Genomic DNA, 12,683 nt, shown 5'->3' with positions numbered 1-12,683 from the left:
CCCCCCGCCGCGGGGGGCCCCCCCCCCCCCCACAGGGTCCGCGTCGTCAATAAAAAAGGGCCGGTTTTCAAAACCGGCCCTTTTTTATTGATTCACAGCTCTGTCGCATCATCCGCCGGCTCCGGCACGTCCAGCTCCGACGCGTGAAATTCGAGTAGTTCTTCCTGATAGTCGTCCATATTCCTGCTCCGTGTCTTCGTCTGTTTGTGTCCTGATTCACCCTAAAGTGCACCGGTGAAGGAAAAATGACAACAGCGTGTCCGAAAATAAACGTAGCAGGTGTTACAGGATTTATCCCGCGGGCTAGAGCGGTGCGGAAGGATCACCGTTGGTCGCCGGAGGCGCGGGTTCGTTCACCGCTGGCGTGGTCGGCTCCGCAGTCACCGGCGCAACCTGTTCGGCGGTGATGGGCGCAGCCTCGGCAGGCGGCGCCACTGGCTGCGAGCCCTGGCTGTCGTCCAGCACCGGCGCAGCCTGGGTTTCGGCGGCCGGCGCCGCGACCGGAGCGGTTTCGACCGGCGCCGCAGCCGGCACCTCGGCCTGGGGCGCAGCCAGCGCCGCCGGTTCCGGCACGCCCAGCTCGGCAGCCGGCTTGGCCGGCACCGGCGCTTCAGGCGCAGCGGCCTGCTTCTTCGGTGCCGGCGGCAGGAAGCTTTCCACCAGGGCGAAATAACGCTCGTAGAACTGTGCCGAGGTCACCGTCTCGCTTGCCACCTTGACCATCGAGTCGTCGGTGGAGCCGATCGGCATCGACACCGAGCCCAGCACACCCACGCCAAGGCTTGCCGAGGTGTTGGACTTTTTCAGGGCATAGCGGTCCTGCAGGGCATTGGCGAACACGGTGGAGCGCCCGCCGCCGCCCATGTCGTCGGCGCAGACGACATTGAAGCTGATCTGCATATGGCTTTCGCCGGTCTGCTGGAAGCTCTTGTTGCCGTTGACCTGGCCCTTGTCGGCCGTGGTGATGATGTAGCCCTGGCTGAGCAGCGCACGCCGCGCGGCTTCGCAGGAGCCGGCCTCGCTGACCGGGAAGCTGCGCGAATAGGTGCCCGAATCGTCGAAGTTCTCGTGTTCGTACACGGCGGCCTTCTTCGAGCTACAACCGGCGACACCCGCCAGCACAAGGGCCAGCCCGAGCGCAGCGCAGATGGTTGACTTGGACATTGCACATCCTGGAGAGGAAAAACGAACGGCGCCTATTGTGCTACAGCTGGCCGGGCACTGAAACCGCCAGGGCGCGAATCGGCGACAGAATTCATCTCGCCGACACGCGGTCGCAGCGCCTCGCCGCGCTAAATTTCCGGCGCCCGGGCTCGTCCTCTCCCTGACGGCGCAGAGCCCGTTTGCCCGCATTCCGAGAGAACCGCATGACCCTCAAGACCGAAAGCCTGGCCCGGGAAACCCTGAGAATCCTCAAGCCCTACTGGTGGCTGGTGGTTCTGTCCACGGTGCTGGGGATCGTCAGCGGTCTGAGTGTCACCGGCCTGCTCGCCACCATCAACCGCGCCATGACCCAGGACGGCGGGCCCGGCCTTGATGTCGCGCTGCTGTTCGCCGGCCTCTGCGTGCTGACCCTGGCCTGCTCCACCGGTTCCAGCCTGCTGAGCAACCGGGTCGGCCAGCGCGTGGTGGCCAACCTGCGCCGCGAACTGGCGGCAAAGATCCTCGTCGCGCCCATCGAGCAACTGGAGCGCTACCGCTCGCACCGGCTGATTCCGGTGCTGCTCAACGACGTCACCACCCTGAGCAACTTCGCCCTGTCGGTGGCGCCCATGGTCATTGCCTTTACTGTGACCCTCGGCTGCCTCAGCTACCTGGCCTTGCTCTCCTGGCAGATCCTGGCCCTGACCCTGCTCACCGTGATCACCGGCACCGGCGCCCAGTACCTGGCGCACCAGGCCGGGATGCGCAGCATCCTCCGCGCCCGGGACGGCGAGGACGAGCTGCAGAAGCATTACCAGGCAATCTCCGCCGGAGCGAAGGAGCTGCGCATCCACCGCCGCCGACGCCAGCACCTGCTGGACGAGCGCATCCACGGCACCACCGAGCGCATCTGCACCTCGAACATCCGCGCGGCGAACATCTTCGTCAGCGCCGAGACCTTCGGCTCCATGCTGTTCTTCGCCGTGATCGGCATCGCCATCGCCTTCCAGGCGCTATGGCCGGCCACCGACAAAAGCGTGCTGGGCGGCTTCGTGCTGGTGATGCTGTATATGAAGGGCCCGCTGGAGCGCCTGATCACCGCCCTGCCGATCATCTCCCGGGCGAAGATCGCCCTGCGCCGGATCGCCGAGCTGTCGTGGCAGTTTTCCTCGCCGGAGCCGCACCTGCTGGTCAACGACCGACCGTCGAGCCTGGGCGCCATGCAAACCCTGGAACTGCGCCAGCTTCGCTACGATTACCCGCCGGTGGACGGCGTCGACTCCTTCCACCTGGGCCCGGTCAACCTGAGCATCAAGCAGGGCGAGATCGTGTTCATCGTCGGCGAAAACGGCGGCGGCAAGACCACCCTGATCAAGCTTCTGCTGGGCCTGTACCCGGCGCAACAGGGCGAGATCCTGTTCAACGGCCAGGCGCTGGCCGCCGAGCAGCTGGACGACTATCGCCAACTGTTCACCACCATCTTCGCCGACTACTACCTGTTCGATGACCCGCTGCCAGGCGATGCGCCGGTGAGCGCCGATGCGCTGAAATACCTGGAACGCCTGGACATCGCGCACAAGGTCGGCATCCGCGACGGCGCCTTCACCACCACCGACCTCTCCACCGGCCAGCGCAAGCGCCTGGCGCTGATCAGTGCCTGGCTCGACGAGCGCCAGTTGCTGGTGTTCGACGAATGGGCCGCCGACCAGGACCCGGCCTTCCGCCGGGTGTTCTACACCGAGCTGCTGCCGGAACTGAAGCAACAGGGCAAGACCATCATCGTGATCTCCCATGATGACCGCTACTTCCCGGTGGCTGATCAACTGGTGCGCATGCAGGGTGGGCGGATCACCGTGGAGCAGGTTCAGGACAGCGCCATTCCTGCCTGAGTTTCTCTGATTCGACGCGGCCCCTGTGGTGCCTGCCCGATAACACACCATTCGTCGCCCAAATCCCCCCTCACCCGCCCTCGCCAGGCCCCGGCGGGCGAAAGTCTTTGCGCGGGACAATATGAAAATGTTTAGAAATGGATATCATTAACGTCGCGTGATAAGCCATCACCCTGACATCAACTGATTTCCAGATCCCGCCCAATGCACAGACTGCAACGACGCCGTTCGCTTCGCCTCGCGTGGCTGATGAAGCAGTGGCTACGCCGCTTGCCCGCGTCCCTGGCGAGCACCGCGCTGCTGGCATTCGGCAGCCAGGTGCAGGCCCAGGACGTCAGCTTCGACATCCCGGCGCAACCGCTCTGGAGTGCACTTCAGGAATGGGGCCGGCAAAGCGACCTGCAGGTTCTGGTCAATCCCGAGGCCATCCAGGGCAAGACCAGCACCCAGGTGCGCGGCCGCTACCCGCCGGAGCAGGCGGCGCGGATCCTTCTGCGCAACAGCGGACTCGACTTCAGCCTGGCAGGCGACACCCTGACCCTGACGATGCGGTCGGCCACGGCAACCCTGGACATCAACCCGACCTCGATCAGCGCCGAGCCCGTCGAGCCGACCACCGAGGGCACCGGCTCCTACACCACGCCATCGTTGACCATCGGCAAGGCCGCCGAGTCGCTGCGCCGTACGCCGCAGTCGGTCACGGTGATGACCCGCCAGGTGATGGACGACCGCAACCTCACCAGCCTCGACCAGGTGCTGGCGCAGACCCCGGGCATGACCTTCGGCCAGCGCAACTACGGTTCGCACCTGTACCAGTCGCGCGGCTTCGTGGTGAACGACGAAAGCTACATGATGGATGGCATCCCCGGGCAGGCCTACAACCCCACCGCCTGGCTGCCCACCGACATGGCCATCTACGACCGCGTCGAAGTGCTGCGCGGCGCTGCCGGGCTGCTGATCGGCGCGGGCAGCCCGGGCGGCGCGGTCAACCTGGTGCGCAAGCACGCCACTGCCGAACCGCGCCTGAGCCTGACCGCCCGCGCCGGCTCCTGGGACAGCTACCGTCTCGACCTCGATGCCGGTGGCAAGCTCAACGACCAGGGCACCGTGCGCGGACGCTTCATCACCGCCTATGAGGACGACGGCTCCTACCTGGACCAGAAACACACCAGCGCGCCGCTGTTGTACGGCATCGTCGATATCGACCTCGACGACGACACGGTACTGACCAGCAGCCTGCGCCATCAGTCGAGCACGGTCCGCGGCTATTCGATCTTCGGCCTGCCGCGGCATACCGATGGCAGCGCCCTGGACGTACCGCGCTCCACCGCCCTGGTGCAGGACTGGAATCGGCACCAGCCACGGATCACCGAGGTGTTCAACGAAATCACCCACCGTTTCAACGAAGACTGGACCGGCAAGCTGTCGCTGATCCATTCCGAGGGTGGCTTCCACCAGTCGATCGCCTACGCACGCGGCGCCGTGGATCCGACAAGCGGGACCGGCGCGCAGTTTCGCGGCGTCGAGTTCCGCCACACCGACATCGACGGGACCGGGGTGGACAGCGTGCTCGACGGGCATTTCGAGCTGTTCGGCCAGGCGCACCAGATCACCAGCGGGATCAACTGGTCGCGCCAGGCGATACTGGAAAAGCGCGCGCCGGTGGCGTTGAGAATCCCCATCGACCTGGACGACGTCGATCATCACGCCTTCCCAAAACCGCCACGGCCGGCCTGGTCGTCGATCAACAAGGTGATCGACGAGCGCTACGGGATGTTCGCCAAGGCCAACCTGCACCTGTCCGATCCCCTGGCGCTGATCCTCGGCGCGCGGCTCAGCTGGTACACCTACGACTTCGACTACCGCATCGGCGGCGGCGACTTCACCGACCACCAGCAGGGCCGTGTCACCCCGTTCGCCGGGCTGCTCTACGACCTCGACGATAACTGGTCCTGGTACGCCAGCTACACCGATATTTTCCAGCCGCAAAGCATCTACCGCTCGGTGGATGGCTCGACCCTCGATCCGGCCATCGGTGCCAGCTACGAAACCGGGCTCAAGGGCGAACTGCTGGACAAGCGCCTGAATGTCTCGGCGGCGCTGTTCTACATCCGCCAGAAGGGGGTCTACGCCATCGACCCCGCCAGCGAGGGCAAATGCCTGACCAACGATGTCGCCGGCACCTGCTACATCAACGGCACGGTCCAGCGCAGCCGCGGCGTCGAGCTGCAGGCCAGTGGCGAAGCCCTGCCCGGTTTGCAGTTGCTGGCCGGCTACACCTTCAACCTGACCCGCAGCAGCGCCGGCGGACCGGTGTCGCCGGAAACCCCCAGGCACCTGCTGCGTGCCAGTGCCAGCTACACCCCGCCCGGCGCCTGGCACCGCCTGAGCCTGGGTGCGGGCGTCTCGGCCCAGTCCGGCTACCGCAGCGATGGCGGCCAAGGCATTGACTACGGTGCGCCCGGCCATGCGGTGTGGGACGCGCGCATTGCCTGGAAACTCGATGAACACTGGACCCTCGGCCTCAACGCCGACAACCTCTTCGACCGCACCTACTACACCGCCGCAGCCGCCCTGGACCGCGGCACCCTCTACGGCGATCCGCGCAGCTACGTGCTGAGCCTGCGCGGCGATTTCTGATTTTCAGACGCCCCCTGTCGCCACGAATCGACGGTATCAAGGCGCCATAAATCCGACGATCTGCGCCCAAAAACCGCCATTGCGCAGCAAACAACGGAAAGTGAAATTTCCGTTAAATCCTCGCACCTGCAACTCGTTCTCTATAACGACAAAACGCGCTCCGCCAGGAAAGACCCGGCCTTGCCACGACGCCGGCGCAGAAGCGAGCCGTTGACTCAGCAACGCCAACACTCACGACACAACCCTTAGAACGAGTCTTCTGCACATGCACACACCGTCCCGACTTACGCCCTTGAGCAAGGCCTTGCTGCTGCGCCAGGCCGCCTTCGGCCTGGCCTTGACCCTGCCCTTCGCTGCCCAGGCCTATGCCCAGGAAGCCGAGGCCGAGACCGAGGCCCAGGCCGCCAACGGCGCCCCGGCGACGCTGAACCTGGCACCGACCAACATCAACTCGCAGGTGCTGGGCACTACCACCGAGAACACCGGTTCCTATACCACCGGGGCGGTGACCATCGGCAAGGGTGCGCAGTCGTTGCGTGAAACCCCGCAGTCGGTGACGGTAATGACGCGGCAATTGATGGACGACAAGAACCTCACCAGCCTTGACCAGGTGCTGTCCAAGACCCCCGGCCTGTCCTTCAGCCAGCGCAACTTCGGCTCCCACGTCTACCAGTCGCGCGGCTTCGTGCTGAGCGAAGACAGCTACATGATCGACGGCATCCCCGGCCAGGCCTACAACATGAGCGGCTGGATGGCTCCGGACATGGCCATCTACGACCGCGTCGAAGTCCTGCGTGGCGCCTCCGGCCTGCTGGTCGGCGCCGGCAACCCGGGCGGAGCGGTGAACCTGGTACGCAAGCGCGCCACCTCGGAGCCGCAGTTCTCCATCACTACCCGCGCCGGCTCCTATGACAACTACCGCGTCGACCTGGATGGCAGCGGCCGCCTGAATGACCAAGGCACCCTGCGCGGGCGCTTCGTCACCGCCTATGAAGACAAGGGGTCCTGGCTGGACGAATACAGCGCCAAAACGCCGCTGCTGTACGGCGTCCTCGAAGCTGACCTGGCCGATGACACCACCCTGACCATGAGCCTGCGCCGCCAGGAAAAACGCATCGACGGCTATTCGATCTGGGCGCTGCCGCGCTATTCCAACGGCCAGTCCCTGGATATCTCCCGCTCCACCGCCCTGGTGCAGGACTGGAACCACCTGAACACCAACATGACCGAGGCGTTCCTGGAGCTGAACCACCGCTTCAACGACAACTGGAGCAACAAGACCTCGTTCACCTGGTCCAAGGCCGACCTGGACATGGTCGCCGCCTACGGTAACGGTGCGATTAACCCGGTCACCCAACGCGGTTCGGTGTTCCAGAACGTCGAGTTCCGCCATACCAACGTCGAAAGCGTGGGTATCGATAGCTTCATGGACGGTCATTTCGAGGCCTTCGGCCAGTCCCACCAGGTTACCCTGGGCGCGAACTGGTCGCGCCAGGACGTGACCGAGCGCCGCGCGCCCTATCGGCGTGCAACGCCGATCCCGATCAATATCTTCGACGTCGATCACCACGCCTTCGCCAAGCCGCAGCGTCCGGCCTGGTCGCTGGTATCCGAATATGTCGACGAACGCTCCGGCATCTATGCCAACACCCGCCTGCACCTGACCGAGCCGCTGAGCCTGGTCCTGGGTACCCGGGTCAGTTGGTACAAGTACGACTACGACCAGAAACTCGGTGCCGGCAACGACTACCTGACCCAGCAGAACCGCGAGGTCACCCCATTCGCCGGGCTGATCTACGACTTCAGCGAACACTGGTCGTGGTACGCCAGCTACGCCGACATCTTCAAGCCGCAGAACGACCGGACCTGGGACGGCTCGCCGCTCGACCCGGCCATCGGCACCAACTATGAAACCGGGATCAAGGGCGAGTTGTTCGACAAGCGCCTGAACCTGTCGGCGGCGGTCTTCTACATCAAGCAGGAAGACCTCGCCATCAACGACCCTGACGAAACCCACCTGTGCCCGAGCAACCCGAGCATGACCTGCCAGATCAACGGCCTGGTCCAGCGCAGCAAGGGCATCGACCTGGAAGCCAGCGGCGAAGTGCTGCCGGGCCTGGAAGTCCTCGCCGGTTATACCTACAACCGCATCGTCAGCCCGCAAAGCAACGCGCTGACCACCGACACGCCGAAGCACCTGGCGCGCATCAGCACCAGCTACACCCCGCAGGACGGCGAATGGAACCGCCTGACCGTGGGCGCCGGCGTCTCCGCGCAGTCGCGCTACGAGAACAAGCTCGCCGGTGGCTATGACTACGGCTCCCCAGGTCGCGCCATCTGGGATGCCCGTATCGGCTGGAAGATCGACGAGCACTGGAAGGTCAACCTGACCGGGGAAAACCTCTTCGACCGCAAGTACTGGTCCACCGCCTCGGGCCTCAACCGCGGTAACGTCTGGGGTGATCCACGCACCTTCATGCTGAGCCTGCGCGGCGACTTCTGATCGTTCGGCAGCGGGAAAAACAAAAGGCCAGTCGGATTAACCCGACTGGCCTTTTTCCTGGCATCTGCGCGAACCCTGTGGGAGCTGGCTTGCCAGCGCTCATAGAACAAAACATAACTCTCTGATTTGCAAAGACCTTGTGGGAGCGGGTTTACCCGCGATTGCGGTAGTGAAGTCACCATAGCAATCGCGGGTGAACCCGCTCCCACAGGGTCCGCGTCGTGCTTGAGGTCTATTCCATATCTTCCAGTTCGAGCTGGACGCATTTTCATGCTGAGCCTGCGCAGAGACCTCTGATCGTTCGACAACGTTAAAACCATAGAACAAAACATAACGCTCTGATTTGCAGGGACTTGTGGGAGCGGGTTTATCCGCGATTGCGGTAGTGAAGTCACCATAGCAATCGCGGGTGAACCCGCTCCCACAAGGTCCGCGTGGTCCTTAAGGTTTACTCCATGTCTTCCAGTTCGAGCTGGATGCTATCGAGCAACTCCGGCGCCAGCACCACATCATCATGCTTCACCCCCGCCAGCGTTTCCGACCACAGCTCCTCCAGCCCGCAACCCGCCTTCAACAACGCTTCGGCAGCGGCCACCTGCTCATCGCTTCGGCTGGCACCCGCCCACCAGCAATGCGGTTTCACCCGCAGCGGCTTGAGCGCGAACGCCTGCGCCAGCGCCATGTTCGCGCTGAGCAACTCGTAACCGCTGGCAATTTCCGCCTGTACGCCGATGTCGCGGTGAATCGCCCGCAGGGCCTCGATGTCCGTGCCGCTGATCGCAGCCACCTGGACCATCACCCAGTCCGCCGTCTGCTTCGGATCCTCGAACCGGGCAGTTCCTTCCTCGATCAGCTCCAGCAGCACCGCCTCGCCGATCCCCGGCGCGAACGCCAGCAGGCTTTTCACCAGGCCGTCCCATGGACCGGCCTCGGGTTCCTCGCCGGCATCATTGGCCAGGGCCTGCTCGCCCTGGGGCAGATGGGTATCCACCAATCCGAGGAACGCTACGGTCTCGCCTGCCGATTCCAGCGAATGCGCCACCTCGATGGCCAGCGCCCCGCCCAGGGACCAGCCCAGCAGGTTGTAGGGTCCGTGCGGGCGCACCGTGCGGATCTGCTCGACGTAGTAGCCGACCATGGCGTCCCACGAGGTTTCCTTCCAGCCCGGCACCACATAGCTTTTGTTGACCACCCCGAGCACGCTGCGCTGCGGGCCCAGGTGCCCGGCCAGCGGGTAGTAGGCGTAGGTACCGCCGCCTCCCGGCGGCAGGCAGAACAACGGGGCCTTGTCGCTGGCGCTGATGTTCATGCTGATCACCGGGTTGTTCACCCGGCGCTCGCCTGCGGCGATGAAGTCGGCCAGGTCCTCGAAGGTTTCCAGCAACAGGAAGTCATGCAGGCTGAGACTGGTGTCGAAGGCTTCACGCAAGCGGCTGACCAGGGTGATCACCAGCAACGAATGACCGCCGAGGGCAAAGAAGTTGTCCGTGAGCCCTACCCGCTCGACCTTGAGCACGTCCGTCCAGATCCGTGCCAGTTGCCGCTCGCGCTCGTTGCGCGGCGGCTGGTATTCGCCCTGCGCCAGGCTGGCATCGGGCTTGGGCAGGGCCTTGCGATCGAGCTTGCCATTGGGGGTCTGGGGCATCCTGTCCAGCCAGGTGAAGTGGCTGGGCACCATGTAGTCCGGCAGGCCGGCTTTCAGGTGCGCCTTGAGGGCGCTGCGCAGTTCGGGGGAGTCCTGCTCCGCGACCAGGTACGCCGCCAGCTGGTTATCGATATCGATCACCACGGCTTCACGCACCGCCGGGTGTTCCAGCAGCCGGGCCTCGATCTCGCCCAGTTCGATGCGGAAACCTCGGATCTTCACCTGATGATCCAGGCGGCCGACATACTCGATCACCCCGTCGGCCCGGTAGCGGGCCACGTCGCCGGTGCGGTACAGACGGCCACCCGTGCTGGAGAACGGATCCGGCACGAAGCGCTCGGCGGTCAGTGCCGGACGCTGGTGGTAACCACGGGCCAGGCCGTCGCCGCCGATCAGCAATTCACCGCGGGCGCCGACCGGCAGTACGTCGAGGTCGTCGCTGACGATATGCAGCGTAGTGTTCGCCAGCGGTTTGCCCAGCCAGACATCGTCGGCGCGGGTCAGGTAGTGACGAGCCGACCAGATGGTGGTCTCGGTCGGGCCATAGACGTTCCATACATGCCCGGCCTGATCGAGCAGGCGCTGGGCCAACTCGGCGTTCAGGGCTTCGCCGCCGCAGAGGATGGTCTTGCCTTTCAGCGCACCGGCTGGCGCCGCATCGAGGATCATCCGCCAGCTCGACGGCGTGGCCTGGATCACGCTGGCCTGCTGCTCGGCGATCACCTGCAACAGGGCCTGTGGATCCTTGTTCTGGTGCGGCTTGAGCAAGACCACCGCAGCACCGCGAATCAGCGGCAGGTACAGTTCCAGGCCGGCGATATCGAAGGACAGCGAGGTCAGCGACAGCACCCGGTCAGCCGCCGCCAGCCCTGGTTTGTCGGCCATGCTGAAGAGGAAGTTGACCAAGGCCTGATGGTGGATGGTCACGCCCTTCGGCAGGCCGGTGGAGCCCGAGGTGTAGATCACGTAGGCGAGGTTGTCCGGGCCGGCAGTCGCGGGCAGGTCGTCGCTGGCGTAGCCGTCCAGCCAGTTGCCGTGCTGGTCCACGCACAGGGTCTGCACGCCTTCAGGAATGCTCAGTTGTCCAATCAGCGAAGACTGGCTCAACAGCAGCTTCAAGCCGCTGTCCTGCATCATGTAGCTCAGCCGATCCGCCGGGAAATCCGGGTCCAGCGGCACATAGGCGCCACCGGCCTTCAGGATCGCCAGCAGGCTGACGACCATCTCCAGGCCGCGCTCCAGCGCCACGCCTACCAGCACATCCGGGCCGACGCCCAGCTCGCGCAGCTTGTGCGCCAGCTGATTGGAGCGGGTATTCAGTTGCGCGTAGCTCAGCGACACGTCAGCAGACACCAGCGCGACCGCCTCCGGGGTCGCCCGTACCTGCGCTTCAACCAACGCTGGCAGGCACTGCTCGCGTGAGTAATCGAGCTGGCTCTGGTTCCAGCCCTCGAGAATCTGCTGGCGCTCCTGCGCATCCAGCAGCGGCAATTCGGCCACCCGCTGCCCGACATCCTGGCAGATACCTTCCAGCAGGTTGCGCCAATGCCGGGCAAAACGCTCGGCGCTCGCCGAATCGAACAACGCCGTGGCATAGGTCAGTGCCGCGCCCACGCCGTTGTCGCGCTCCAGGGTTTCCAGGGTCAGGTCGAACTGCGCGGTGTGCTGGCCCGATTGCAGCTTTTCCACGCTCAATCCCGGCAACTGCCGGGCCTGTGTAGCCGATTGGGTCTGGTGGTTGAACATCACCTGGAACAGCGGGCTGCGCCCCAGGTCGCGCTCCGGTTGCAGGGCCTGCACCAGTTGCTCGAACGGCAGGTCCTGATGGGCCTGGGCCTGCACGGCGGTGTGCTTGATCTGTTGCAGCAACTGCCCGAAGGTGGTGTCCGCCGCGAATTCGGCCTTGAGCACCTGGGTATTGACGAAGAACCCGATCAGCCCCTCGGTCTCGGCCCGATTGCGGTTGGCGGTGGGCACGCCGACACGGATATCGGCTTGCCCCGAATAGCGATGCAGCAAGGTCTGGAACGACGCCAGCAGGAGCATGAACAGGGTCACGCCCTGCTGCCGCGCCAGCGCCTTGAGCTTTTGCGCCAGTGCTGGCGGCAGGTCGATATCCAGGCGTGCGCCGGCATGGCTCTGCACCAAGGGCCGCGGACGGTCCGTAGGCAGTTCCAGTACCGGCTGCTCACCACCCAGTTGCGCAGTCCAGTAGCCCAGTTGGCGTTCCTGTTCCCCGGCCTCCATCCAGTTGCGCTGCCAGATGGCATAGTCGGCGTACTGGATCGGCAAGGCCGGCAGGTGCACCGCTTGTCCACGACGGTGGCCGTCGTAGAGGCGCACCAGCTCGTCGATCATGATCGGCATCGACCAGCCATCGGAAACGATATGGTGCTGAACCACGGTCAGCACATGCTCCCCGGCGCCCACCCGCAGCAGGCGGACGCGCAACAGCGGCCCTGCCTGCAGGTCGAACGGCGCGCTCAGTTCCGCGGCGACCCGGGCGTGCAGATCCGCCGCATCGACATCGTCCACCGGCAGATGGAACGGCACCGGCTCATGCACCACCTGCACCGCCTGCTCGCCGTCCTGGCGGAAGGTGGTGCGCAGGGTTTCGTGGCGGGCGACCAGGCCCTCGAACGCGGCCTCCAGGGCAGCGACATCGAGCATCCCGGTCAGGCGCAGGGCCACCGGAATGTTGTAGGCACTGCTGCCAGGCTCCAGCTGCCAGAGGAACCACTGGCGCTGCTGGGCGTAGGACAGCAGCGCGCAGGCCTCGGGTTCGCGCCTGAAGATCGGCGTGACGCCGTACAGATTCACCCCCTGGCGCTTGAGCAAGGCGGCCAGCGCCTTGCGTTCACGG

The 12,683-nt window shown here is 65.0% G+C and carries 4 protein-coding genes and 1 pseudogene; 3 read left to right on the top strand and 2 right to left on the bottom strand.

The window, feature by feature from the left end:
• Positions 1-303: 303 nt before the first annotated feature.
• Positions 304-1,164 carry a DUF2242 domain-containing protein gene (locus ACKLLE_RS26030; RefSeq protein ID WP_064303510.1) on the bottom strand — a complete coding sequence of 287 codons (861 nt, stop codon included), beginning with the start codon at positions 1,162-1,164 and terminating at the stop codon, positions 304-306.
• Between the two features lie 203 nt (positions 1,165-1,367).
• Between ACKLLE_RS26030 and ACKLLE_RS26025 the strand changes: the two genes are divergently transcribed.
• The 3 genes from ACKLLE_RS26025 (at position 1,368) to ACKLLE_RS26015 (ending at position 8,175) form a co-directional block, all read left to right on the top strand.
• Positions 1,368-3,032, top strand: coding sequence for a cyclic peptide export ABC transporter (locus ACKLLE_RS26025; RefSeq protein WP_420059458.1), 1,665 nt, complete (start codon positions 1,368-1,370; stop codon positions 3,030-3,032).
• A 249-nt stretch (positions 3,033-3,281) separates the two neighbouring features.
• Positions 3,282-5,672 (top strand): TonB-dependent siderophore receptor, encoded by a 2,391-nt coding sequence (locus ACKLLE_RS26020; protein WP_420059457.1) that lies wholly within the window; start codon positions 3,282-3,284, stop codon positions 5,670-5,672.
• Positions 5,673-5,937: 265 nt separating this feature from the next.
• Positions 5,938-8,175 (top strand): TonB-dependent siderophore receptor, encoded by a 2,238-nt coding sequence (locus ACKLLE_RS26015; RefSeq protein ID WP_420059456.1) that lies wholly within the window; start codon positions 5,938-5,940, stop codon positions 8,173-8,175.
• Positions 8,176-8,623: 448 nt separating this feature from the next.
• Here the strand turns inward: ACKLLE_RS26015 and ACKLLE_RS26010 are convergent.
• Positions 8,624-12,583, bottom strand: a pseudogene (locus ACKLLE_RS26010) (amino acid adenylation domain-containing protein); the annotation flags it as partial.
• Positions 12,584-12,683: the final 100 nt, after the last annotated feature.

Origin of the sequence: Pseudomonas bharatica (assembly GCF_048586865.1) — a bacterium.
GTDB lineage: Bacteria > Pseudomonadota > Gammaproteobacteria > Pseudomonadales > Pseudomonadaceae > Aquipseudomonas > Aquipseudomonas bharatica.
This window is presented reverse-complemented; position numbering and strand designations above follow the sequence as displayed.

Excerpts from the sequence above, each read along its gene's own strand:
- ACKLLE_RS26030 (WP_064303510.1), bottom strand. The coding sequence starts at position 1,164 with ATGTCCAAGTCAACCATCTGCGCTGCGCTCGGGCTGGCCCTTGTGCTG.
- ACKLLE_RS26025 (WP_420059458.1), top strand. The coding sequence starts at position 1,368 with ATGACCCTCAAGACCGAAAGCCTGGCCCGGGAAACCCTGAGAATCCTC.
- ACKLLE_RS26020 (WP_420059457.1), top strand. The coding sequence starts at position 3,282 with ATGAAGCAGTGGCTACGCCGCTTGCCCGCGTCCCTGGCGAGCACCGCG.
- ACKLLE_RS26015 (WP_420059456.1), top strand. The coding sequence starts at position 5,938 with ATGCACACACCGTCCCGACTTACGCCCTTGAGCAAGGCCTTGCTGCTG.